Below are 23,425 nucleotides of genomic sequence, written 5' to 3'. Positions count from 1 at the left end.
CTTAGCGAGGGGCCGTACGTTCGGGGCGAGCGTTTTTTTGGTTACTTTTTTTAGGCGCTTGTAAAAAAAGTGACTCGCCGTAAGGGCGAAACCATAAGTCGCCGCTACCGAAGGAATGGATATGTACACCATCAAAAAGCACTCCGCCTGACACAAAGCCTTCGCGAGCAAGCCCGCTCCCACAGTAAATCGGGTACATCCACGAAATTCGGGTCGATTACCGCCCAATAAAAAAAACCCCGATCTCTCGACCGGGGCATTACGCGTTAGTGCAATTTATATATAAAGCTTTAATGCCTTAGTGCGAAACAGCACCACTTGCACCCAGGCCAGTCTGCGAACGAACAAACTGCGGGAAGAACAGCGCCCGCTCATTGTCAGCCGCAGTGGACTTGTCGGTAACCGAGAAGAACCAGATCCCGACAAAGGCAATCATCATCGAGAACAGCGCCGGGTACTCATACGGGAAGATGGCCTTCTCGTGATGCAGGATCTGCACCCAGATGGTCGGACCAAGCACCATCAGGCCCACGGCACTGATCAGGCCCATCCAGCCGCCGATCATCGCACCGCGAGTGGTCAGCTTTTTCCAGTACATGGAAAGCAGCAGCACCGGGAAGTTGCAGCTCGCCGCGATGGAGAACGCCAGGCCCACCATGAACGCAATGTTCTGGCTCTCGAACAGGATACCCAGACCAATGGCCAGCACCGCCAAGGCGATGGTGGTGATTTTCGAAACGCGAATCTCGTCCTTCTCGTTGGCCTTGCCCTTCTTGATCACGCTGGCATACAGGTCGTGGGACACCGCCGAAGCACCGGCCAGGGTCAGACCGGCAACCACTGCCAGAATGGTCGCGAACGCCACCGCCGAGATGAAGCCCAGGAAAATGCTGCCACCCACCGCGTTGGCCAGGTGCACCGCCGCCATGTTGTTACCACCCAGCAAGGCGCCAGCAGCGTCTTTGAAGGCAGGGTTGGTACTGACCAGCAGGATCGCGCCGAAGCCGATGATGAAGGTCAGGATGTAGAAGTAGCCAATGAAGCCGGTTGCGTACAACACGCTCTTGCGAGCTTCTTTTGCGTCACTCACGGTGAAGAAGCGCATCAGGATGTGTGGCAGACCAGCAGTACCGAACATCAGCGCCAGACCGAGGGAGAACGCCGAGATCGGATCTTTCACAAGGCCGCCCGGGCTCATGATCGCTTCAGCTTTCGGGTGAACCTTGATTGCCTCGGAGAACAGCATGTTGAAGTCGAAGTTGACGTGCTTCATCACCATCAGCGCCATGAAGGAGGCGCCGGACAGCAGCAAAACTGCCTTGATGATCTGCACCCAGGTGGTCGCCAGCATGCCGCCGAACAGCACGTACATGCACATCAGGATACCAACCAGGATCACCGCAACGTGATAATCGAGACCGAACAGCAGCTGGATCAGCTTGCCGGCGCCGACCATTTGCGCGATCAGGTAGAACGCAACCACCACCAGCGAACCGCAAGCGGACAGCGAGCGGATCTGGGTTTGCCCAAGGCGATAGGACGCCACGTCGGCAAAGGTGTATTTACCCAGGTTACGCAGGCGCTCAGCGATCAGGAACAGGATGATCGGCCAGCCCACCAGGAACCCGATCGAGTAGATCAGGCCGTCGTAGCCGGAAGTGAACACCAGCGCGGAAATACCCAGGAAGGACGCCGCCGACATGTAGTCACCGGCAATCGCCAGGCCGTTCTGGAAACCGGTGATCTTGCCGCCCGCCGCGTAGTAGTCGGAAGCCGACTTGTTTTTCTTGGACGCCCAATAGGTGATGCACAGGGTCGCGCCAACGAATGCGATGAACATCAGAATCGCGGACACGTTAAGGGGTTGTTTCTGCACCGCGCCGGTCAGGGCATCAGCGGCCCAAGCGCCAGGTGCGAACGCTGCGATGCTCAACAGAGCCATTAGACGCCGGATCATTGCTGAGCCTCCTTGAGAATCGCATTGTTCAGGTCGTCGAACTCGCCGTTGGCGCGCCGTACGTAGATACCGGTCAGGATGAAGGCCGAGAGAATCAGACCGACACCGATCGGAATGCCCCAGGTGATCGATGACTCAGGGCTGATTTTCGCCCCCAGTACATGCGGCCCATAAGCAATCAAAAGGATGAATCCGGAGTAAAGCCCTAGCATGATCGCCGAAAGGATCCAGGCGAATCGTTCCCTCTTGCTAACCAGCTCCTTGAAGCGCGGGCTGTTTTGAATCGAGAGGTAAATGCTGTCGTTCATTGTTTTTATCCTCGCAGCACAGATTTAGTTGGAACGGTCTCCACTCTATGCGGCTGCGGGGCAGGTTCCAGACGACCTTAGTCTTAGAACCCCATGACGGATTCGCCAATTTCAAGCATGAACAAAATAAATGTGGGAGCGGGCTTGCTCGCGAAGGCGTCATGTCAGTCAACTGACAGACAGCATTCGCGAGCAAGCCCGCTCCCACGGGTAAAAGCGAGGCGACTGTTACTTGACCCAGTCAGCCACACGCTCAGGGTGCTTGGCGATCCAATCCTTCGCCGCGGCTTCAGGCTTGGCACCGTCCTGAATCGCCAGCATGACCTGACCGATTTCGTCCTTGGAGGCCCACTGGAAGTTCTTCAGGAACTTGGCCACTTCCGGCGCCTTGGCTTCCAGGCCCTTGCTGCCGATGCTGTTCACGGTTTCAGCCGCGCCGTACACGCCTTTCGGGTCTTCGAGGAAGCGCAGTTTCCACTTGGCAAACATCCAGTGCGGCACCCAACCGGTCACTGCGATGGATTCGTTCTTCTTCTCGGCACGGGTCAGCTCGGCGATCATGCCGGCGCCGGAACTGGCCTTGAGTTGATAGCCGGTCAGGTCGTAGTCCTTGATCGCCTGGTCGGTCTTGAGCATCACGCCTGAACCGGCGTCGATGCCGACGATGCGGTTCTTGAAGGTGTCGTCGGTCTTGAGGTCCTCAATGGACTTGGCCTTGACGTACTCCGGCACGATCAGGCCGATTTTCGCGTCCTTGAAGTTCGGGCCGTAGTCGACGACCTGATCCTTGTTCTTCGCCCAGTACTCACCGTGGGTCACCGGCAGCCAGGCCGACAACATGGCGTCGAGTTTTCCGGTGGCCACGCCCTGCCACATGATCCCGGTAGCGACGGCTTGCAGCTTCACGTCATAACCGAGTTTCTGCCTGATCACTTCAGCCGCCACGTTGGTCGTGGCGACACTGTCCGACCAGCCATCGACATAACCAAGCGTCACGTCCTTGCCAGCGGCGCTTGCCACGGTCGAACTGATCGCCAGCACCAAAGCCGCACCTGCGCCCAAGAGTCGTCGCATCTTCATCGTTACTTCCCCGAAAGTGCTGCGCTCGACGGTTGCCGAGTCGCTTAAACGTATTGTTATGGTGCACAGCGCCCCCATCACGCCCACCGCAAACTCGTTCGAACATCAGCGGAGTACTGACACTTGCGATAATCAACCTGACGCTCATGGCGACCTGCTCTGCCAGCGACCTCAAGGCATCGAGAAACGACATCAGAAAGCCATTAACCCTCTGCGCGACAGACACCCCCCCGCCAATCCGCCCGGACTTTGCATGTCAAAATCATGCAGGCCCACCAGACACGCTTTAAATGCAGGTAACATGCGCCGCTTTGTTCCCACACGGCCTGACCATGTCCGAGACCTCCCGCTTCCCTTTTGCTGCTTATCTATTCGCTTGCCTGCTCGGGCTGTTTGCCCTGGGCGGCTTCTGGTACGGCCTCGGCAAACCGGTAATTTTGCCGGACGTGGCCAGCGCGACGCACAAGCTGCAATGCGCCTCCTACACCCCGTTCGACAAGGATCAATCGCCGTTCGACGTGCCATTCAACTTGCGCCCCGAGCGCATGGATGCCGACCTCGCGCTACTGTCCAAAAGCTTCGAATGCATCCGCACCTATTCCATGACCGGCCTGGAAGCCCTGCCGGACCTGGCACGCAAGCATGGCTTGAAGCTGATGATCGGCGCCTGGGTCAACAGCAACCCGGTGGACACCGAGAAAGAAGTCGACCTGCTGATCGCCTCGGCCAACGCCAACCCGGATGTGGTCAGTGCGGTAATCGTCGGTAACGAAACCCTGCTGCGCAAGGAAGTCACCGGCGCGCAACTGGCGAAGCTGATCAACAAGGTCAAGAGCCAGGTCAAACAGCCGGTCACCTACGCCGACGTCTGGGAGTTCTGGCTCAAGCATCCGGAAATCGCCCCCGCCGTGGACTTCCTGACCATTCACTTGCTGCCGTACTGGGAAGACGATCCGTCGAACATCGACGCTGCCCTGCAACATGTGGCCGACATACGCCAGGTATTCGGCAACAAGTTCGCGCCCAAGGATGTGCTGATCGGCGAAACTGGCTGGCCTAGCGAAGGTCGCCAGCGCGAAACGGCCCTGCCGAGCCGCGTCAACGAAGCAAAATTCATTCGCGGTTTTGTTGCCATGGCCGAGCAACAGGGTTGGCATTACAACCTGATCGAAGCCTTCGACCAGCCCTGGAAACGCGCCAGTGAAGGTGCGGTCGGCGGTTACTGGGGGCTATTCGATGCCGATCGCCAGGACAAGGGCGTGCTGGCCGGGCCAGTGACAAACGTCCCGTACTGGACGCAGTGGCTGGCGGTGGGTGGCTTGATCTTCATCGGCACGTTGCTGCTTGGTGGTCGGGTCCGCACGACCCGCTCGGCACTGGTGCTGCCGCTGCTTGGTGCCTTGGCGGCGTGTTCGATCGGCGCCTGGGGTGACCTGGCACGGGTGACCACGCGCTTTACCAGTGAATGGCTATGGGTCGGATTGCTGACCGCTCTGAATCTGCTGGTGCTGGCCCATGCCGCGCTGGCATTGAGCCCTCGCAGCGGATGGCGCGGGCGGGCTTTCGACTTGTTCGAGCGTCGTGCTGGCTGGCTGGTTGCAACAACAGGTTTCGCGGCAGCCGTGATGATGCTGGAACTGGTGCTCGACCCCCGTTATCGCAGCTTCCCGAGCGTCGCGTTCATCGTGCCGGCGTTGGTATATCTGTGCCGCCCGGTGAACGTGCCGCGCCGCGAAATTGCGTTGCTGACCTTCATCATCGGTGCCTGCATTGCGCCGCAGCTGTTCCGCGAAGGCTTGCAGAACCAGCAGGCCTGGGGCTGGGCGCTGGTGAGTGTGTTGATGGTGGCGGCGTTGTGGCGCTGTTTGCGGGTTCGCAAGGTTTAACTCTTTAGCGACCTGACTGACCTCATCGCGAGCAAGCTCGCTCCCACAATTGATCTTTGTCGCACACAAATTTTGTGTTCACTGAAGATCTACTGTGGGAGCGAGCTTGCTCGCGATGACGGACTATCAGGCGCTACGAGAAGCCCTGACCAACCGCAACCCCGCAATCACCACCGCAAACACCGCCAGCGTCGTGTTGTACAACGCCAGTGCCGGCAACCCGAACACCAGCGCCAGCACCGCCAGCCACCACCCTGCCCGCCCCGGCACAACGAAGCCGACGATCGCAGCAGCCAAGGCGCCCCACCCCAGCACCCCGAAGTGAATCATCAGCCCCAGGTTTGAACGCACCTGGCATTCCCAACGACTCGCTTCATCCACGCAAATGCCGACCCACTGCGCATCCTCCATGAAGCCATAACGCGCGCCATAACTGGCGGCCAGCCAGACAGGCAGCAAAACTAGCAGCAGAATAACGGGCAGGCGGCGGGACATGAAACACTCCAATTGGCGAAAAACGGCGGCCAGCTTAATCGCCCCCAAGGGTTTCGCAAGCGATAACAACTGATAACTGGTCATTCAATCGCTGCAAAGTGTATCGTCCAGCTACTATTACTTCGAAATTAAGCCTGTTTGGTGCCGAGGCTTGGCACTTTGGCGCAAATCCGGTGGTCATAGCCTGCGAAATTCATTCGGCACCTTCTTCTAAGGGATTTAGTCATGCTCCGTTCCTTGCGCTTCGCTGCCCTGTTTGGCGGCCTTATATTGAGTGCGTCCGCACTGGCGGTCGACATTGACGCCGCCAGTTACGGCTACCCCCTGACCAACCCGTTCGAGGCGACCATCGCGACCACGCCGCCGGACCTGCGTCCGGAGTTACCCCTGGACGACGATATCGATCAGGAAGTGCGCAGCGTTACCTTGCGTCCGGAACGGGCATTCGAGTTGCCGGACAATTTCTGGGCGGTCAAGAAACTCGACTACCGCATTGCCACGCAGGATCACGCCGCGCCGCTGATTTTCCTGATCGCCGGCACCGGCGCGCGCTATGACAGCACCCTGAACGAATACCTGAAGAAGCTCTATTACAAAGCCGGCTACCACGTGGTTCAGTTGTCGTCGCCCACCAGCTATGACTTCATGAGCGCGGCATCACGCTTCGCCACCCCGGGCGTTTCCAAGGAAGACGCCGAAGATCTGTACCGGGTGATGCAGGCCGTGCGGGCACAGAACCCGAAAATGCCGGTTACCGATTACTACCTGACCGGGTACAGCCTGGGTGCCCTGGATGCCGCTTTCGTCGCGCACCTGGACGAAACCCGCCGCAGCTTCAACTTCAAGAAAGTCCTGCTGCTCAACCCGCCGGTCAACCTCTACACCTCGATCACCAACCTCGACAAGCTGGTCCAGACCGAGGTCAAGGGCATCAACACCAGCACCACGTTCTATGAACTGGTACTGGACAAGCTGACCCGCTACTTCCAGCAGAAGGGCTACATCGACCTCAATGACGCCCTGCTCTACGACTTCCAGCAGTCCAAGCAGCACCTGTCCAATGAGCAGATGGCCATGCTGATCGGCACCTCGTTCCGCTTTTCGGCGGCCGACATTGCCTTCACTTCGGACCTGGTCAACCGTCGCGGCCTGATCACCCCACCCAAGTTCCCGATCACCGAGGGCACCAGCCTCACGCCATTCCTCAAGCGAGCGCTGCAATGCGACTTCGACTGCTACATCACCGAACAGGTGATCCCGATGTGGCGCGCCCGCACCGACGGCGGCAGCCTGCTGCAACTGATTGACCAGGTGAGCCTGTATGCGCTGAAGGACTATCTGCACGAAAGCCCGAAAATCGCAGTGATGCACAACGCCGATGACGTGATCCTCGGCCCTGGCGACCTGGGCTTCCTGCGCAAGACTTTCGGTGATCGCCTGACCGTTTACCCGTATGGCGGCCACTGCGGCAACATTAACTACCGCGTCAACAGCGACGCCATGCTGGAGTTTTTCCGTGGCTAAATATCTCCTGCTTTTCGCAGCGTTACTCTGTGCAAGCGTCGCCAATGCCGACAACAGCAAAGCCAACGCCCCCCTGGTCGTCGACAGCGACGGCTTCAAGGAGCCGCTGAGCAAACTCAAATTCAACCCGGGCCTGGATCAGCGCGAGTTCGAACGTTCGACGCTCAACGCGCTGGCCGTCTACGATCCGTTGGAAGAGTGGAATCGGCGCGTCTATCACTTCAACTACCGCTTCGACCAATGGGTGTTCCTGCCGGTGGTCAATGGTTACCGCTACGTCACCCCGAGCTTCCTGCGTACCGGCGTCAGCAACTTCTTCAACAACCTCGGCGACGTGCCGAACCTGATGAACAGCCTGCTGCAACTCAAGGGCCAGCGTTCGCTGGAAATTACCGGGAGACTGCTGCTCAACACCACCATCGGCATCGCCGGCCTGTGGGACCCGGCCACCGCAATGGGCCTGCCCCGCCAGAGCGAAGACTTCGGCCAGACTTTAGGCTTCTACGGCGTGCCGGGCGGCGCTTATTTCGTCCTGCCGATCCTCGGTCCGTCGAACCTGCGTGATACCGGCGGCCTGCTGGTGGATTACTCGGCCGAGAATGCGATCAACTTCCTCAACGTCGCCGAAGTCAGCTCCAATCATCCGGAAGTCTGGATCCTGCGCGGCATCGACAAGCGCCACCAGACCAGCTTCCGCTATGGCCAGATGAACTCGCCATTCGAGTACGATAAAGTGCGTTACGTGTACACCGAAGCGCGCAAGTTGCAGATCGCCGAGTAAACAAGGCAGCCGAAAAACACTGTGGGAGCGGGCTTGCTCCGGGCGGCGTTCCGACGAAAGCGGTGTGTCAGACAACCTATTTGGTGACTGACACGACCTCTTCGCGAGCAAGTCGGATCGCCGCACCGCCGCTCCCACATTTGTTATGTGCTGTCTTCAGCCTTTCAGGGCTTTCCAGATCCTGCTGACGGCCATCACGCCAACCAACACCACCGCCCCTGCGACAATCCCCGCCACGCCATTGAGCAACACCGGCACGATAAATCCGCCGCCACCCGCCGCCGCACCGACACTTTCGATCCAGTGATGCACCACCGGCACACCGTGCGTGAGGATCCCGCCGCCCACCAGAAACATCGCCGCCGTGCCGATCACCGACAGGCTCTTCATCATGTACGGTGCCGCACGCAAAATCCCGCCGCCGATGCTTTTCGCCACCTGTCCGGGTTTCTGAGTCAACCACAGGCCGAGGTCGTCAAGCTTGACGATACCCGCCACCAATCCGTACACGCCGACAGTCATGACAATGGCAATGCCCGACAGCACGATGATTTGCTGGGTCAATGGCGCGCCGGCCACGGTGCCGAGGGTGATGGCGATGATTTCCGCCGAAAGAATGAAATCGGTGCGGATCGCGCCTTTGATCTTGTCCTTCTCGAACGCCACCAGGTCGATGGCAGGATCGGCCACCGCCTCGACCAACTGCGCATGCTCGGCGACATCTTCAGCCTTGCTGTGCAGGAACTTGTGGGCAAGTTTTTCGAAACCTTCGAAGCACAGATAGGCGCCACCGACCATCAACAGCGGTGTGACCAGCCACGGAATGAACGCACTGATGGCCAGCGCCGATGGCACCAGGATCAGTTTATTGATGAACGACCCCTTGGCGACCGCCCAGACCACCGGGATTTCCCGCTCGGCACGCACGCCACTGACTTGCTGGGCATTGAGTGCCAGATCGTCACCGAGTACACCGGCCGTTTTCTTGGCGGCCATTTGGGTCATCAAAGACACGTCGTCCAGCACGGTCGCGATGTCGTCAATCAGCACCAGCAAACTGCTTCCTGCCATGAATCGGGTTTCCTTCTGCAATGAATGCGCAGCAGCATAGCGCGACATAAGAGCCTACGGTGCATTCTTGAGCGCCGCGCGAGGCCGGTGATACCATGCGCAACCGCCAGAACAGGCAAGGAATCACCCGGTTTATGAGCACTATCCGCGAGCGCAACAAACAACTGATCCTGCGTGCCGCCAGTGAGGAATTCGCCGACAAAGGCTTCGCTGCGACCAAAACCAGCGACATCGCAGCCAAGGCGGGATTGCCCAAGCCCAACGTCTATTACTACTTCAAGTCCAAGGAAAACCTCTACCGTGAGGTTCTGGAAAGCATCATCGAGCCCATCCTGCAGGCCTCGACACCATTCAATCCGGACGGCGAGCCCGGTGAAGTGCTCAGCGGCTACATTCGCTCGAAGATCCGCATCTCTCGTGACCTGCCATTCGCCTCCAAGGTGTTCGCCAGCGAAATCATGCACGGCGCCCCCCACCTGAGCAGCGATCTGGTCGAACAGCTCAATGGCCAGGCCAAACACAACATCGAGTGCATCCAGACCTGGATCGACCGCGGGCAAATCGCCCCCATCGACCCCAACCACCTGATGTTCAGCATCTGGGCCGCGACCCAGACCTACGCCGACTTCGACTGGCAAATCACCGCCATCACCGGCAAGGCACGGCTGGATGAAGAAGATTATGAAGCGGCGGCGCAGACGATTATCCGGTTGGTGTTGAAGGGATGTGAGCCTGAGCGGTAGACCGTATCAAGGCCATTCGCGAGCAGGCTCGCTCCAACAATTTTCAGTGTTGAATTCAAATTCTGTGAACGACACATATCCCTGTGGGAGCGGGCTTGCCCGCGATGGCGGCAACTCGGGAGTGGATCAGACCCAAATCGCATCCCACAACGGATAGTTGCCAAGACGCTCTACAAGCCCAGCCCGCAACGGGTTGGCCACAACATATCGCGCCATCTTCACCAAATCCTCATCTCGCCTCAGTGCTCGGTCGTGATATCCCTGTTGCCAGAGTGGCCCGTGCCTGGCACTGGAAAGGTTCACCTCCCGCGTTGTCAGTGACTTGGTTTGCCGCATCAAACTACTGAGTGAGCATTTCTCCAATTCCACCAACCAGTGGAAATGGTCAGGCATGACAACCCAAGCCAATGAATTTGCCAATCCCAGGCTTTGTGCCTGCCGAAACTGATGCACCACCAATCTGCCCAAAGCGTAATCGGCAAAAACCGGCTCACGGCCAAGCGTATTGGTCGTCAGTAAATAGATTCGATTGGGTTCGGCATAGCGACCCGTACGCAGACGATGTGAAGCAGGTGAATCGGACATTCCTTTGCCACTCTCATGATGAAGTCATGAGAAGGCTAGCCCCGGAAATACTGGATGGTCGTGCAGACTTTTAGCTGGATGTGTCCTGTCGATAGCCATCGCGGGCAAGCCCGCTCCCACAGGGTCTGATGGTGTACATAAAATATGTGAGCACCTTCGATCATGGTAGGAGCGGGCTTGCTCGCGAAAGCGGTAGTTCAGTCAGCGTAGATCAAGCCGCCACCCCAGCATCCGCCACCAACCCCAACGCCTCGATGGCATTGATCGCGCACTGCTCGTCGACATCCGACAGATCGCCGCTGATCCCCACCGCCCCCAGCACGTTCCCGTCCTGATCGCGAACCAGCACACCACCCGGTGCCGGCACGACGCTGCCCTGCCCCAGGCTGTTCAACGCGGCGATAAACGCCGGGCGTTGCTGGGCGTCCAGCGCCAGCAGGCGCGAACCCTTGCCCAGCGCGATGGCGCCCCAGGCCTTGCCGATGGCGACGTGCGGGCGCAGCAGGCTGGCGCCGTCTTCGCGTTGCAGGGCGATCAGATGCCCGCCGGCATCCAGTACCGCAATGGTCAAGGGTGCCGCAGCGATTGCACGCCCTGCAGTGATGGCCTCGTTGACCAGGTTGACTGCGACTTTCAAGGTTAAAGCGCTCATGGTGCCGTCCTCATTTTGTTTTTCGGAAAGTCGGTGGGCTGCGGCACAAGTGCGCGCGCTTGCGTCGCAGCCCGATGCAACAAATAGAACACAATGAATTATTTTTTTGTATACAATAATTCTCGAAAGGCGCCACATGCGACGAAAAGCCACAGTAGAACGGGCTTCCGACGAATGAAACAAGCGCTTGAGAAAATGGATTGACCTGCGCCGTCCGCCGTGAATACACTCTGCGCAAAGCCACTTGTATACAATTACAAAACGTAAAGAGGCACAAAACCATGAGCAAAATGAGAGCAATCGAAGCCGCCGTTCTGGTGATGCGCCGTGAAGGGGTCGATACCGCTTTTGGCATCCCGGGTGCCGCCATCAACCCGCTGTACTCCGCCCTGCAAAAGGTCGGCGGCATCGATCACGTACTCGCTCGCCACGTTGAAGGCGCCTCGCACATGGCCGAGGGCTACACCCGCACCAAGGCCGGCAACATCGGCGTGTGCATCGGTACTTCCGGCCCTGCCGGCACCGACATGGTCACCGGGCTCTACAGCGCCTCGGCCGACTCGATTCCAATCCTCTGCATTACCGGCCAGGCACCCCGCGCCCGTATGCACAAGGAAGACTTCCAGGCTGTCGATATCACCACCATCGTCAAGCCAGTCACCAAGTGGTCGACCACCGTCATGGAACCGGGCCAGGTGCCTTATGCGTTCCAGAAGGCTTTCTATGAAATGCGCTCCGGCCGTCCTGGCCCAGTGCTGATCGACCTGCCGTTCGACGTGCAGATGGCCGAAATCGAATTCGACATCGACGCCTACCAGCCACTGCCATTGGCCAAGCCGAGCGCTACCCGCGTTCAGGTGGAAAAAGCCTTGGCGATGCTGGATCAGGCCGAGCGTCCATTGCTGGTGGCCGGTGGCGGTATCATCAACGCCGACGCCGCCGACCTGCTGGTGGAGTTCGCCGAGCTGACCGGTATTCCGGTTATCCCGACCTTGATGGGCTGGGGCGCCATCCCGGACGATCACCCGCTGATGGTGGGCATGGTGGGTCTGCAGACCTCGCACCGCTACGGCAACGCAACCATGCTGAAATCCGACGTGGTTCTGGGCGTGGGTAACCGTTGGGCCAACCGTCACACCGGTTCCGTCGACGTCTACACCGAAGGCCGCAAGTTCATTCACGTTGATATCGAACCGACCCAGATCGGCCGCGTGTTCACCCCGGACCTGGGCATCGTTTCCGACGCCGCTGCCGCGCTGACCGTGTTCATCGAAGTCGCTCGCGAATGGCAAGCCGCCGGCAAGCTGAAGAACCGCAGCGCCTGGCTGCAAGACTGCCAGCAGCGTAAAGCCAGCCTGCAGCGCAAGACTCACTTCGACAACGTTCCGGTCAAGCCGCAACGCGTCTACGAAGAAATGAACCAGGTGTTCGGCAAAGACACCTGCTACGTCAGCACCATCGGTCTGTCGCAGATTGCCGGCGCGCAGTTCTTGCACGTCTACAAGCCGCGCCACTGGATCAACTGCGGCCAGGCAGGCCCGTTGGGCTGGACCATTCCGGCAGCGCTGGGCGTGGTCAAGGCCGATCCGAACCGTAAAGTCGTGGCCCTGTCGGGGGACTATGACTTCCAGTTCATGATCGAGGAATTGGCGGTGGGCGCGCAGTTCAAGCTGCCGTACATCCATGTTGTGGTGAACAACTCGTACCTGGGCCTGATCCGTCAGGCGCAGCGCGGTTTCGACATGGACTACTGCGTGCAGCTGTCCTTCGACAACCTGAACGCGCCGGAACTCAACGGCTACGGTGTCGACCACGTCGCAGTTGCCGAAGGCCTCGGCTGCAAGGCCCTGCGCGTATTCGAACCGTCCCAGATCCAGCCTGCCCTGCGCAAGGCCCAGGAGCTGATCGAAGAGTTCAAGGTTCCGGTGATCGTCGAGATCATCCTGGAGCGCGTGACCAACATTTCCATGGGTACCGAGATCAACGCCGTCAACGAATTCGAAGACCTGGCGCTGGTCGGCGACGACGCACCGACTGCGATTTCGTTGCTCGATTAACTGCTGACCGCTCCCCCTGTGGGAGCGGGCTTGCCCGCGAAGAGGGAGTGTCAGTCGACATCAATGTTGACTGAACCACCGCCTTCGCGAGCAAGCCCGCGCCCACAGAGGACATCAAACACATACAGGAGACCACCATGCCGCGTTTCGCAGCCAACCTGTCCATGCTGTTCACCGAACAGGACTTTCTCGCCCGTTTCGAAGCGGCCGCCAAGGCCGGCTTCAGTGGTGTCGAATACCTGTTCCCGTACGACTTCAGCTCCGCCGAAATCAAGGCCCAGCTCGACGCACACGGTCTGACCCAAGTGCTGTTCAACCTGCCGGCCGGTGACTGGGCCAAGGGCGAGCGCGGTATCGCGTGCCTGCCGGACCGGGTCGAAGAGTTCCGTGCCGGTGTCGACCTGGCCATCGCTTACGCGCAAGTGCTGGGCAACACCCAGGTCAACTGCCTGGCCGGTATTCGTCCGCAGGGCTTTGACGATGCCACCGTGGAGAAAACCTTCGTCGCCAACCTCAAGTACGCGGCCGACAAGCTGCAAGCGGCGGGTATCAAGCTGGTGATGGAAGCGATCAACACCCGTGACATCCCGGGTTTCTACCTGAACAACACGGCGCAAGCCCTGTCGATTCGCGAGCAGGTCGGCAGCGCCAACCTGTTCCTGCAATACGACATCTATCACATGCAAATCATGGAAGGCGATCTGGCCCGCACCCTGCAATCGCACCTGGGCGAGATCAACCACGTGCAGCTCGCGGACAACCCGGGGCGCAACGAACCAGGCACCGGTGAAATCAACTACCGCTTCCTGTTCGAACACCTGGACCGCATCGGTTACCAGGGCTGGGTCGGTTGCGAATACAAGCCGCTGACCACCACTGAAGCGGGCCTGGGCTGGTTGAAGACCCATAACGCGATCTGATCAAACACATTTATCACTGTAGGAGCTGCCGAAGGCTGCGATCTTTTGATCTTGACCTTCAAAAGCAAAATCAAAAGATCGCAGCCTGCGGCAGCTCCTACGGCTGTTTATAAAAACAAGAGGACTTTCTCATGGCTAAAATCGGATTTATCGGCACCGGCATCATGGGCCACCCAATGGCGGCGAACCTGCAAAAAGCCGGTCACAGCCTGTTCCTGTCGGCCCACCACGACCCTGCGCCTGCCGACCTGGTCGCCGCTGGCGCCGTTGCCCTGGCGAACCCGAAAGAAGTTGCCCAGGAAGCCGAATTCATCATCGTCATGGTGCCGGATACCCCGCAGGTCGATGACGTGCTGTTCCGTGCCGACGGCATCGCTGCCGGCGTGGGCAAAGGCAAAGTCGTGATCGACATGAGCTCGATCTCGCCGACCGCCACCAAGGCGTTCGCGGCCAAGATCAACGAAAAAGGCGCGCAATATCTCGACGCTCCGGTGTCCGGTGGTGAAGTCGGCGCCAAGGCTGCGACCCTGAGCATCATGGTCGGCGGCGATGCCGACGCCTTCGAACGCGCCCTGCCGTTGTTCCAGGCGATGGGCAAGAACATCACCCTGGTCGGTGGCAACGGCGACGGTCAAACCGCCAAGGTGGCCAACCAGATCATCGTGGCCCTGAACATCCAGGCCGTAGCTGAAGCCCTGCTGTTCGCTTCGAAAAACGGTGCCGATCCAGCCAAGGTGCGTGAAGCACTGATGGGCGGTTTCGCGTCCTCGAAGATCCTCGAAGTGCACGGCGAGCGCATGATCAAGGGCACCTTCGATCCAGGCTTCCGCATCAGCCTGCACCAGAAGGACCTGAACCTGGCCCTGCAAGGCGCCAAGGAGCTGAACATCAACCTGCCGAACACCGCCAACACCCAGCAAGTGTTCAGCACCTGCGCGGCCATCGGCGGCAGCAACTGGGACCACTCGGCGCTGATCAAGGGTCTGGAACACATGGCGAACTTCTCGATTCGCGACAAGTAGGAGCTGCCGAAGGCTGCGATCTTTTGATCCTCAGGCCCGACTCTCCACCGCACTACCCGCTAAAAGATCGCAGCCTGCGGCAGCTCCTACAGGAACAGGTTCATCCAGTTGCAAGGGTGTTCCACCCAGAGCTTGCCCAGGCTGCGTTCCTTCAAATGACAAGAATTCCGGGAGCCCGCCATGTCGGTCGATCCGCAACAATTGCTGCGCGAGCTGTTTGCCACAGCCATCGACGCGGCGCATCCGCAACAAGTCCTCGAAGCCCATCTGCCTGCCGACCGCAGCGGTCGCGTGATCGTCATTGGCGCCGGCAAAGCCGCAGCCGCCATGGCCCAAGTGGTCGAGCGCTGCTGGCAGGGTGAAGTCTGCGGCCTGGTGGTGACCCGTTACGGTCACGGCGCGCCTTGCGAAAAAATCGAAGTGGTCGAAGCCGCGCATCCGGTACCAGATGCCGCTGGCCTGGCCGTGGCCAAGCGTGTGCTGGAACTGGTCAGCGACCTGAACGAATCCGACCGCGTGATCTTCCTGCTCTCCGGTGGTGGCTCTGCCCTGCTGGCACTGCCGGCCGAAGGCATCACCCTGGCCGACAAGCAGTCGATCAACAAAGCCCTGCTCAAATCCGGCGCCTCCATCGGCGAGATGAACTGCGTGCGCAAGCACCTCTCGGCGATCAAGGGCGGTCGCCTGGGCAAAGCCTGCTGGCCTGCCACTGTTTATACCTATGCGATTTCCGATGTACCGGGCGACCTCGCAACGGTCATCGCCTCCGGCCCTACCGTAGCCGACCCGAGCACGTCGGCCGAAGCGCTGGCCATTCTCAAGCGCTACGCCATCGAGGTTCCGGCTTCGGTGCGCACCTGGCTGCAAAGCCCCGAGTCGGAAACCGTCAAACCCGGTGACCCGAGCCTGGCCCGCAATCATTTCCAGTTGATCGCCCGCCCGCAGCAATCCCTTGAAGCGGCGGCGGTGAAATGCCGTCAGGCCGGGTTCAGCCCGCTGATCCTCGGCGACCTCGAAGGCGAATCCCGCGAGGTGGCGAAAGTCCACGCCGGCATCGCCCGACAAATCGTCCTGCACGGCCAGCCGCTGGCGGCGCCCTGCGTGATTCTTTCCGGCGGAGAAACCACCGTGACCGTGCGCGGCAATGGCCGTGGCGGGCGCAATGCCGAATTCCTGCTGAGCCTGACCGACAGCCTCAAGGGCCTGCCCGGCGTCTATGCACTGGCCGGTGACACCGACGGTATCGACGGCTCCGAAGACAACGCCGGCGCGATCATGACCCCGGACAGTTACGCCCGTGCTGCCGCCCTGGGCCTGAGCGCCAGCGACGAGTTGGACAACAACAACGGCTACGGCTACTTCGAGGCGCTGGACGCTCTGATCGTCACCGAACCGACCCGTACCAACGTCAACGACTTCCGCGCCATTCTGATCCTTGAGAGCACTAAACATGACGCCTGATAAAAAGGTCAAAATCCTCGCCACGCTCGGCCCGGCCACCGACGGCATCGACGCCATCCGTGAACTGGTGCTGGCCGGGGTCAACATCTTCCGCCTGAACTTCAGCCATGGCGATCATGCCGACCACGCCCAGCGTTTCCAGTGGATTCGTGAAGTCGAGCGCCAGCTCAATTATCCATTGGGCATCCTGATGGACCTGCAAGGCCCGAAACTGCGGGTCGGCAAGTTCGCCGACGGCAAGGTGCAACTGGTGCGCGGCCAGGCCTTGCGCCTGGACCTCGATACCACGCCGGGCGATGAGCGCCGGGTCAACCTGCCCCACCCGGAAATCATCGCCGCGCTGGAACCGGGCATGGACCTGCTGCTGGACGACGGCAAGCTGCGTCTGCGGGTCGTGACAAAGTACGCCGACGCCATCGACACCACAGTGCTCAATGGCGGCGAACTGTCGGACCGCAAAGGCGTGAACGTACCGCAAGCGGTGCTCGACCTGAGCCCGCTGACCGCCAAGGATCGCCGCGACTTGACCTTCGGCCTGGAACTGGGCGTGGACTGGGTGGCGCTGTCGTTCGTACAACGTCCCGATGACATCCGCGAAGCTCGCTCCCTGATCGGCGACAAGGCGTTCCTGATGGCCAAGATCGAGAAGCCCTCGGCCGTCGAACAACTGCGCGAGATCGCCGAATTGAGCGACGCGATCATGGTCGCCCGGGGTGACCTGGGCGTAGAAGTGCCGGCCGAAAGCGTGCCGCAGATCCAGAAGAACATCATCAGCACCTGCCGCCAACTCGGCAAACCGGTGGTGGTGGCGACCCAGATGCTGGAGTCGATGCGCTTCTCACCGGCGCCAACCCGCGCCGAAGTCACCGATGTCGCCAACGCGGTGGCCGAAGGGGCGGACGCGGTGATGCTGTCGGCGGAAACCGCGTCCGGCGAATACCCGCTCGAAGCCGTGCAGATGATGAGCAAGATCATCCGCCAGGTGGAAAACGGTCCGGACTACCAGACTCAACTCGACGTCAGCCGACCGAAAGCCGAGGCGACTGTTTCCGACGCGATCAGCTGCGCCATTCGCCGTATCAGCAACGTGCTGCCGGTGGCAGTGCTGGTGAACTACAGCGAGTCCGGCGCATCGAGCCTGCGTGCGGCGCGGGAGCGGCCGACGGTGCCGATCCTCAACCTGACACCGAACCTACAGACCGCCCGTCGCCTGAGCGTGGCGTGGGGTGTGCACTCGGTGGTCAACGATCGTCTGCGTCAGGTCGATGAAGTCTGCTCGACGGCACTGGAAATTGCCCAGGCCCAGGGCATGGCGCAGCGTGGCGACACGCTGTTGATCACCGCAGGTGTGCCGTTTGGCCAGCCGGGGTCGACTAACTCTTTGCGCATCGAGACATTGATCTAACGAACGCTTTTTGTGGCGAGGGAGCTTGTCGGATCGCCGCATCGTCCCGCTCGGCTGCGTAGCAGTCGTCTTTCGGCATGACGGGTTCCACAGAGAAACCGCATTCACCGGAGTTGGGGTCGCTTCGCGACCCAGCGGGAGCAAGCTCCCTCGCCACAGAGTTTGTGCAACACCTTTGATTTTCCACTGCCCTAGATTTCAAAATGCCTGCCATTCACTTCAACACCCACTGCCCCGACTGGGCCGAAGCATTGCTCAACGGCTTCAGCCAGATCTTTCTCCAGCGCAATCCGCTGTGCGGCCTGCTGTGCGTCCTGGCCATCCTGTTTACTGCGCCCGCCTTGCTTGGCGGCGCCTTGCTCGGTGGTGTCGCCGGGCTGCTCACCGCGCAACGCCGCAACTATGCCAAGGCTGATCGCCAGGCCGGGTTGTTCAGCTACAACGGCGTCCTGCTCGGACTGTTACTGAGCCTGTATTTCCCCTGGTCGGCGATGATGCCGCCACTGATCCTGGCCGCCGGTGGCCTGAGCGCGATGGTCACCCAACAGTGGCTCAAGCGCGTCCGGTTCAGCCAATGCCTGCCGGCCTACACCGCGCCCTTCGTCGGGCTCGGCTGGTTGCTGCTGTGCTTCGCCACGCCCTCGACTGAGCCGCATTTGATCGAAGTCAGCACCCTGAACATGCTTGCCGCGCCACTCAAAGGCATTGGTCAGGTGATGTTCCTCGGTCATCCGCTGGCGGGTGCGATGATTGCCGCCGGTTTGCTGATCGCTGATCGCCGCGCATTCTGCTGGGCATTGTTGGCCTCGGTCGCTGGTATGGGCTGGAGCCTGCTGAACCACGATTTCTATACCGCACTGCTCGGCCTCGGTGGCTATAACGCCGTGCTGGCCGCCCTCGCCTTCAGCTCCCGGCGTCGCCAACCGTGGCTGCCGCTGCTTGGCATCGGCCTGGCGCTGTTGCTGACGCCGGTGTTTGCCGCCATCGGTCTGCCTACGCTGACCGCGCCGTTCATTCTTGCCGGCTGGCTGATTCGCAGCGTTGTTCAAATGCTCGGCAAAGCCACGGTCGAAAGCGCGCCTTGCGCTCCCGGGGAGAATCAACCTAGGCTGCGCTGATTTGCGGCCAAGGCGATGTGCATGAACAGCAACGACACGTGGCGTAACCGCCTGTACGTGATTATTTTCCAGACCGACACCGTTGCCGGTCGACGCTTCGACTCCACCTTGCTGCTGATCATCCTCGCCAGCCTGGTGGTGGTGATCCTGGACAGCATCGATGACGTCCACCAGAACTACGCCAGCGTGCTTGCGTACATCGAGTGGGGCTTCACGGTGATCTTCCTCGGCGAGTACATCCTGCGCCTGTACTGCTCACCCAAGCCCCTGCGCTATGCCTTCAGTTTCTATGGACTGGTGGACCTGCTGGCCATCGTGCCCGGCATCCTCGCGCTGTACTACAGCGATGCCCAGTACCTGCTGATCATCCGGGTGATCCGGATGCTGCGGATCTTCCGCGTGCTCAAGCTCGGCCCGTACCTCAAGCAAGCCCACTACCTGCTTGATGCCCTGCGTGGCAGCAAGCAGAAAATCCTCGTGTTCCTGCTCAGCGTCTGCACACTGGTCATCGTGTTCGGCACCCTGATGTATGTGGTCGAAGGCCCGCAACATGGCTTCACCAGCATTCCCAAGGGCATTTACTGGGCTATCGTGACCTTGACCACCGTCGGTTACGGCGACATCGTGCCCAAGACCGCACTGGGCCAGGTCATTTCATCGATGGTGATGATCACCGGTTACTCGATCATCGCCGTGCCCACCGGGATCTTCACCGCCGAACTGGCCACGGCCATGCGTGGCGGCCAGTTGCATCGCGACTGCCCGGTGTGCGCCAAAGACAGCCATGAACCCGAGGCGTCTTTCTGCTCCCGTTGTGGCAATGCACTGTTCAAAAAACTGGAATAAGCAAAGAGCTTTTTAATCTTTAAAGGACTATATGAGCCCGGCTATAGTCGACACATCGTTGATAACTAATAAATAACCCGTAGGAGCTGCCGTAGGCTGCGATCTTTTGATCTTGAAAATCAAAGCCAAAGGATCGCAGCCTGCGGCAGCTCCTACATCAAAAGGAATTCGCAGTGAAAAAACTCTTTGGCGCCTCGCTTCTCGCCGCTGGCCTGGCCCTGGGCAACATCGCCCAGGCTGCACCGACCCTGCTCAACGTTTCCTACGACGTGATGCGAGATTTCTACAAGGACTACAACACTGCGTTCCAGAAACACTGGCAAGCCGAGCACAACGAAAACATCGTCCTGCAGATGTCCTTCGGCGGCTCCAGCAAACAGGCGCGTTCGGTCATCGACGGTTTGCCGGCCGATGTCATCACCATGAACATGGCCACCGACATCAACGCCCTGGCGGACAACGGCAAACTGGTCCCGGAAAACTGGGTCACACGCCTGCCGAACAACAGCGCACCGTTCACCTCGGCCACCGTGTTCATTGTGCGCAAGGGCAACCCGAAAGCCCTGAAAGACTGGCCCGACCTGCTCAAGGACGGCGTCCAGGTTATCGTCCCGAACCCGAAAACCTCCGGTAACGGTCGCTACACCTACCTCTCGGCCTGGGGCTACGTGCTGAAAAACGGCGGCGACGAGAACAAGGCCAAAGACTTCGTCGGCAAGCTGTTCAAGCAAGCGCCAGTACTCGATACCGGCGGCCGTGCCGCCACCACCACCTTCATGACCAACCAGATCGGCGATGTGCTGGTGACCTTCGAGAACGAAGCGGAAATGATTGCCCGCGAGTTCGGTCGCGATCAGTTCGAAGTCATCTACCCAAGCGTTTCCGCCGAAGCCGAGCCACCGGTGTCGGTGGTCGACAAGACCGTCGACAAGAAAGGCACCCGTGCGGCGGCCGAGGAATACCTGAAGTACCTGTGGTCACCGGAAGGCCAGGAGATTGCCGCGGCGAACTACCTGCGCCCGCGCGACCCGGCCGTGCTGGCCAAGTACACCGACCGCTTCCCGAAAGTGGACTTCCTGTCGGTCGAGAAAACCTTCGGCGACTGGCGCACCGTGCAGAAGACCCACTTCAATGATGGCGGGGTTTTCGACCAGATCTACAGCGGTCAGTGATGACTGGACGCTAACGAAAAAGGCGACCCGTGCGGGTCGCCTTTTTTGTGGCGGTCATTTTCAGCTCAGGTTGCCACGCGCCGGCTACATCGGCGGCGTCACGCCATCCTTGCCCGCCGAAATGGATTGAGCCGTGAGCGTGCCATCAGCGCCCTGAGTCACAAAGGTCACGATCTTCACACCCACCTTCAACAGGCTGCGATCGGCCGGTATCAGGTTGACGATGGGTACGTCTTCGGGCACCAGAATCCTCTGTTGGCCGCCCTTGTAGTTGACGGTCAGCACCCGGCCATTGCTCACCACCAGGTCGCCGACGCTGCCGTTGGTCATGCTGCTGCCCTTGACCAGGTCAAACGGCCGATGACCGTCGCCACTACCGGCCAGCTCCGGAGGGAAGACATGGACCTCCAGGGCCTTGAGGGTGCCATCCTCCTGGGGAACAGCCGCCGAGCCGATGTAGCTGCCAGGCTTGATGTCTTCGATGTTGGCCAGGGTCACGGCGCGGACCTTGGTGTCCTTGGTCAGGTTGATCATCACGTTTTCACCGCTGTTGGCATGGACTTTCAGAATGTCCGCGCTGACGCCGGTGATCTCGCCGCGCACCCCGATGCGCGTGCCCGGAGCATCGTCGGCATCGGCCAGGCCAACGCCGAAGACGCTGATCAAGGTAACGACACAAGCGCGACGAATCAGCTGACGAAACTTCACCTTCATGGGACGACCCTCCGGTGGTGAGACAGGAAGAGAGAACATAAGCACGCCATCGAATAAGATGTAAGTGAATGTATCATTCACTTACATCGTTCTGACGCAAGGCTCTTCGACGGGCGACACACGCGTTCGTCAGTCATTGCGCAATGGAATGACTGTTATCACTCCAATCCCACTTCCGCCGTTTCAGTCAGCCTATTAGCCTGCGCGCATTCCTTTCCGTACAGCGAGACCCGTTATGAACCCAGCGACCCAGGTGCCCCACGGCACCGCGACAATGACCCCAGGGATGGTGCTGCTGTTCGCCTTCTGTTGCGGCGCGATTGTCGCCAACATCTACTACGCCCAACCGATCATCGGCCTGATCGCCCCGGACATCGGCCTGAGCAACGCCATGGCCAGCCTGATCGTCTCCCTGACCCAGATCGGCTATGCGCTGGGGCTGTTTTTCCTGGTGCCGCTGGGGGATCTGCTGGAGAACCGCCGGTTGATGATCATCACCACCCTGGTGGCGATTGTCAGCCTGCTGGGGGCGGCGTTTACCGATCAGCCGAACGTGTTCTTGCTGATTTCGCTGTTGGTGGGGTTCAGTTCGGTGTCGGTGCAGGTCCTGATTCCGCTGGCCGCACACCTGGCGCCGGAAGAAACCCGTGGCCGTGTGGTAGGCGGGATCATGGGCGGATTGCTGCTCGGCATTCTGCTGGCCCGACCGGTGTCCAGCGTGGTGGCCGACCATTTGGGCTGGCGGGCGATGTTCATGATAGCCGCGGTGTTGATGGCGGCCATCAGCATCGTGCTGGCCGTGACCATTCCCAAGCGTGAACCTGATCACAGCGCGTCCTACGGCCAGTTGCTGGGCTCGTTGTGGACGCTGTTGCGCAAACAACCGGTACTGCGTCAGCGGGCGTTTTACCAGGGCTGCATGTTTGCCACCTTCAGCCTGTTCTGGACCGCCGTGCCCCTGGAGCTGGCGCGCAATCACGGTTTGTCGCAAAGCGAGATCGCGATTTTCGCCCTGGTGGGCGCCATCGGCGCCATCGCCGCCCCCATCGCCGGACGCCTGGCCGATGCCGGCCACACCCGCATCGCCTCATTGCTGGCCCTGCTGTTCGCCAGCCTGAGTTTCATGCCGGCGTTTATCCATCCGGCCTACAGCGTCATCGGCCTGGCGGTGACCGGCGTGGTGCTCGACTTCTGCGTGCAGATGAACATGGTCCTCGGCCAGCGCGCGGTCTACGCCCTCGACGGCAAAAGCCGCAGCCGCCTGAATGCGCTGTACATGACCAGCATCTTTATCGGCGGCGCCTTCGGCTCTTCGGTGGCCAGCGCGGTGTACGAGCACGGTGGCTGGTTGTGGATCGTGATCGTCGGCAGCGCGTTTCCACTGTTGGCGTTGCTGCGGTTCTTGAGTGTTTCGCAAAAGGGTTCGTTGGTGACAGCGTAAATCACAAAAAAACGAATGCCATACCGCACACCTGTGTTGCGCCCGTGCCTATCCAGGATCAACGATGATCCGTTATGCCGGGGTCAACCCCGATTACACTCAACGCCTGAAGCGATGCTGGATGCTATTCGCCTTGCTGAAAGGGCAAAGCGAATATCAGCCAAAAGCCAGTTGAGGGGTTTCCCTC

General features: G+C 60.1%; 21 protein-coding genes. 13 read left to right on the top strand and 8 right to left on the bottom strand.

Features of this window, described 5'->3' with window-relative positions:
• Positions 1–298 precede the first annotated feature (298 nt).
• The 3 genes from ASD95_RS11085 to ASD95_RS11075 all read right to left on the bottom strand — a co-directional run bounded on the left by ASD95_RS11085 (position 299) and on the right by ASD95_RS11075 (position 3,345).
• Positions 299–1,957, bottom strand: a complete 1,659-nt coding sequence (locus ASD95_RS11085; RefSeq protein ID WP_056721675.1) for a cation acetate symporter — start codon at positions 1,955–1,957, stop codon at positions 299–301.
• The gene (locus ASD95_RS11080; protein WP_056721673.1) at positions 1,954–2,265 is read right to left on the bottom strand and encodes a DUF485 domain-containing protein; all 312 of its coding nucleotides are present in this window, start codon (positions 2,263–2,265) and stop codon (positions 1,954–1,956) included. The genes ASD95_RS11085 and ASD95_RS11080 overlap by 4 nt, the downstream gene beginning before the upstream one ends.
• Positions 2,266–2,493: 228 nt before the next feature.
• Positions 2,494–3,345 carry a glycine betaine ABC transporter substrate-binding protein gene (locus tag ASD95_RS11075; protein ID WP_056721670.1) on the bottom strand — a complete coding sequence of 284 codons (852 nt, stop codon included), beginning with the start codon at positions 3,343–3,345 and terminating at the stop codon, positions 2,494–2,496.
• A gap of 290 nt (positions 3,346–3,635) precedes the next feature.
• Here ASD95_RS11075 and ASD95_RS11070 point away from each other — a divergent pair, with 290 nt between their 5' ends.
• Positions 3,636–5,231, top strand: a complete 1,596-nt coding sequence (locus tag ASD95_RS11070; protein WP_056721668.1) for a glycoside hydrolase family 17 protein — start codon at positions 3,636–3,638, stop codon at positions 5,229–5,231.
• A 126-nt stretch (positions 5,232–5,357) separates the two neighbouring features.
• On the opposite strand, the gene ASD95_RS11065 is transcribed toward ASD95_RS11070, so the two are convergent.
• The gene (locus ASD95_RS11065) at positions 5,358–5,726 is read right to left on the bottom strand and encodes a hypothetical protein (protein ID WP_056721666.1); all 369 of its coding nucleotides are present in this window, start codon (positions 5,724–5,726) and stop codon (positions 5,358–5,360) included.
• A gap of 225 nt (positions 5,727–5,951) precedes the next feature.
• Here ASD95_RS11065 and ASD95_RS11060 point away from each other — a divergent pair, with 225 nt between their 5' ends.
• The gene (locus tag ASD95_RS11060) at positions 5,952–7,250 is read left to right on the top strand and encodes a serine/threonine protein kinase (RefSeq protein WP_056721664.1); all 1,299 of its coding nucleotides are present in this window, start codon (positions 5,952–5,954) and stop codon (positions 7,248–7,250) included.
• The gene (locus tag ASD95_RS11055; RefSeq protein ID WP_056721662.1) at positions 7,243–8,031 is read left to right on the top strand and encodes an MlaA family lipoprotein; all 789 of its coding nucleotides are present in this window, start codon (positions 7,243–7,245) and stop codon (positions 8,029–8,031) included. The genes ASD95_RS11060 and ASD95_RS11055 overlap by 8 nt, the downstream gene beginning before the upstream one ends.
• 156 nt (positions 8,032–8,187) lie before the next feature.
• Here ASD95_RS11055 and ASD95_RS11050 read toward each other — a convergent pair whose 3' ends face one another.
• A complete protein-coding gene (locus ASD95_RS11050; RefSeq protein WP_056721659.1) occupies positions 8,188–9,102 on the bottom strand; it encodes a DUF808 domain-containing protein in 915 nt (304 codons plus the stop codon).
• A gap of 134 nt (positions 9,103–9,236) precedes the next feature.
• On the opposite strand from ASD95_RS11050, the gene ASD95_RS11045 reads away from it, so the two are divergent.
• On the top strand, positions 9,237–9,845 hold the full coding sequence (locus ASD95_RS11045; protein WP_015096199.1) for a TetR/AcrR family transcriptional regulator: 609 nt from the start codon (positions 9,237–9,239) through the stop codon (positions 9,843–9,845).
• Between the two features lie 126 nt (positions 9,846–9,971).
• Here the strand turns inward: ASD95_RS11045 and ASD95_RS28575 are convergent, their stop codons facing one another.
• Both ASD95_RS28575 and ASD95_RS11040 read right to left on the bottom strand, forming a co-directional pair.
• Entirely contained in the window at positions 9,972–10,430 is a 459-nt protein-coding gene (locus ASD95_RS28575; protein ID WP_082562889.1) for an REP-associated tyrosine transposase, read from the bottom strand.
• A gap of 211 nt (positions 10,431–10,641) precedes the next feature.
• A complete protein-coding gene (locus ASD95_RS11040) occupies positions 10,642–11,082 on the bottom strand; it encodes a GlcG/HbpS family heme-binding protein (RefSeq protein WP_056721658.1) in 441 nt (146 codons plus the stop codon).
• A gap of 281 nt (positions 11,083–11,363) precedes the next feature.
• Between ASD95_RS11040 and gcl the strand changes: the two genes are divergently transcribed.
• The 8 genes from gcl to ASD95_RS11000 all read left to right on the top strand — a co-directional run bounded on the left by gcl (position 11,364) and on the right by ASD95_RS11000 (position 21,083).
• Complete coding sequence (gene gcl / locus ASD95_RS11035) at positions 11,364–13,139, top strand: glyoxylate carboligase (RefSeq protein WP_056721656.1); 1,776 nt, start codon at positions 11,364–11,366, stop codon at positions 13,137–13,139.
• A 137-nt stretch (positions 13,140–13,276) separates the two neighbouring features.
• Positions 13,277–14,059 carry a hydroxypyruvate isomerase gene (gene hyi / locus ASD95_RS11030; RefSeq protein ID WP_046037664.1) on the top strand — a complete coding sequence of 261 codons (783 nt, stop codon included), beginning with the start codon at positions 13,277–13,279 and terminating at the stop codon, positions 14,057–14,059.
• A 131-nt stretch (positions 14,060–14,190) separates the two neighbouring features.
• Complete coding sequence (locus tag ASD95_RS11025) at positions 14,191–15,081, top strand: 2-hydroxy-3-oxopropionate reductase (RefSeq protein WP_056721654.1); 891 nt, start codon at positions 14,191–14,193, stop codon at positions 15,079–15,081.
• Positions 15,082–15,261: 180 nt separating this feature from the next.
• A complete protein-coding gene (locus tag ASD95_RS11020) occupies positions 15,262–16,542 on the top strand; it encodes a glycerate kinase type-2 family protein (RefSeq protein ID WP_056721652.1) in 1,281 nt (426 codons plus the stop codon).
• Positions 16,532–17,947: a pyruvate kinase gene (pyk, locus tag ASD95_RS11015; protein WP_056721650.1), complete on the top strand. Its 1,416-nt coding sequence runs from the start codon at positions 16,532–16,534 to the stop codon at positions 17,945–17,947. The genes ASD95_RS11020 and pyk overlap by 11 nt, the downstream gene beginning before the upstream one ends.
• Before the next feature lie 203 nt (positions 17,948–18,150).
• Positions 18,151–19,065 carry an urea transporter gene (locus ASD95_RS11010; protein WP_056721648.1) on the top strand — a complete coding sequence of 305 codons (915 nt, stop codon included), beginning with the start codon at positions 18,151–18,153 and terminating at the stop codon, positions 19,063–19,065.
• 21 nt (positions 19,066–19,086) lie between these two features.
• Complete coding sequence (locus ASD95_RS11005; RefSeq protein ID WP_056721646.1) at positions 19,087–19,911, top strand: ion transporter; 825 nt, start codon at positions 19,087–19,089, stop codon at positions 19,909–19,911.
• Positions 19,912–20,084: 173 nt separating this feature from the next.
• A complete protein-coding gene (locus ASD95_RS11000; protein ID WP_056721644.1) occupies positions 20,085–21,083 on the top strand; it encodes a sulfate ABC transporter substrate-binding protein in 999 nt (332 codons plus the stop codon).
• Positions 21,084–21,167: 84 nt separating this feature from the next.
• On the opposite strand, the gene ASD95_RS10995 is transcribed toward ASD95_RS11000, so the two are convergent.
• Positions 21,168–21,797 (bottom strand): hypothetical protein, encoded by a 630-nt coding sequence (locus ASD95_RS10995; protein ID WP_056721642.1) that lies wholly within the window; start codon positions 21,795–21,797, stop codon positions 21,168–21,170.
• A gap of 235 nt (positions 21,798–22,032) precedes the next feature.
• On the opposite strand from ASD95_RS10995, the gene ASD95_RS10990 reads away from it, so the two are divergent.
• Positions 22,033–23,238: an MFS transporter gene (locus tag ASD95_RS10990; RefSeq protein ID WP_056721641.1), complete on the top strand. Its 1,206-nt coding sequence runs from the start codon at positions 22,033–22,035 to the stop codon at positions 23,236–23,238.
• The last annotated feature ends 187 nt before the right edge of the window (positions 23,239–23,425 follow it).

The organism is Pseudomonas sp. Root71 (genome assembly GCF_001429045.1).
In the GTDB taxonomy this organism is placed as follows: Bacteria; Pseudomonadota; Gammaproteobacteria; order Pseudomonadales; family Pseudomonadaceae; genus Aquipseudomonas; species Aquipseudomonas monachiensis.
Note: the sequence above shows the minus strand (reverse complement) of the source record. Positions and strands in the feature narration are given on the sequence as shown.

Bases quoted from the DNA above. Each gene is read 5' to 3' on its own strand.
- ASD95_RS11010 (WP_056721648.1), top strand. From the start codon at position 18,151: ATGCCTGCCATTCACTTCAACACCCACTGCCCCGACTGGGCCGAAGCA.
- ASD95_RS11065 (WP_056721666.1), bottom strand. From the start codon at position 5,726: ATGTCCCGCCGCCTGCCCGTTATTCTGCTGCTAGTTTTGCTGCCTGTC.
- pyk (WP_056721650.1), top strand. From the start codon at position 16,532: ATGACGCCTGATAAAAAGGTCAAAATCCTCGCCACGCTCGGCCCGGCC.
- ASD95_RS28575 (WP_082562889.1), bottom strand. From the start codon at position 10,430: ATGTCCGATTCACCTGCTTCACATCGTCTGCGTACGGGTCGCTATGCC.
- ASD95_RS11060 (WP_056721664.1), top strand. From the start codon at position 5,952: ATGCTCCGTTCCTTGCGCTTCGCTGCCCTGTTTGGCGGCCTTATATTG.
- ASD95_RS11080 (WP_056721673.1), bottom strand. From the start codon at position 2,265: ATGAACGACAGCATTTACCTCTCGATTCAAAACAGCCCGCGCTTCAAG.
- ASD95_RS11020 (WP_056721652.1), top strand. From the start codon at position 15,262: ATGTCGGTCGATCCGCAACAATTGCTGCGCGAGCTGTTTGCCACAGCC.
- ASD95_RS11005 (WP_056721646.1), top strand. From the start codon at position 19,087: ATGAACAGCAACGACACGTGGCGTAACCGCCTGTACGTGATTATTTTC.
- gcl (WP_056721656.1), top strand. From the start codon at position 11,364: ATGAGCAAAATGAGAGCAATCGAAGCCGCCGTTCTGGTGATGCGCCGT.
- ASD95_RS11045 (WP_015096199.1), top strand. From the start codon at position 9,237: ATGAGCACTATCCGCGAGCGCAACAAACAACTGATCCTGCGTGCCGCC.
- ASD95_RS10990 (WP_056721641.1), top strand. From the start codon at position 22,033: ATGAACCCAGCGACCCAGGTGCCCCACGGCACCGCGACAATGACCCCA.
- hyi (WP_046037664.1), top strand. From the start codon at position 13,277: ATGCCGCGTTTCGCAGCCAACCTGTCCATGCTGTTCACCGAACAGGAC.
- ASD95_RS11070 (WP_056721668.1), top strand. From the start codon at position 3,636: ATGCAGGTAACATGCGCCGCTTTGTTCCCACACGGCCTGACCATGTCC.
- ASD95_RS10995 (WP_056721642.1), bottom strand. From the start codon at position 21,797: ATGAAGGTGAAGTTTCGTCAGCTGATTCGTCGCGCTTGTGTCGTTACC.
- ASD95_RS11050 (WP_056721659.1), bottom strand. From the start codon at position 9,102: ATGGCAGGAAGCAGTTTGCTGGTGCTGATTGACGACATCGCGACCGTG.
- ASD95_RS11085 (WP_056721675.1), bottom strand. From the start codon at position 1,957: ATGATCCGGCGTCTAATGGCTCTGTTGAGCATCGCAGCGTTCGCACCT.
- ASD95_RS11075 (WP_056721670.1), bottom strand. From the start codon at position 3,345: ATGAAGATGCGACGACTCTTGGGCGCAGGTGCGGCTTTGGTGCTGGCG.
- ASD95_RS11025 (WP_056721654.1), top strand. From the start codon at position 14,191: ATGGCTAAAATCGGATTTATCGGCACCGGCATCATGGGCCACCCAATG.
- ASD95_RS11040 (WP_056721658.1), bottom strand. From the start codon at position 11,082: ATGAGCGCTTTAACCTTGAAAGTCGCAGTCAACCTGGTCAACGAGGCC.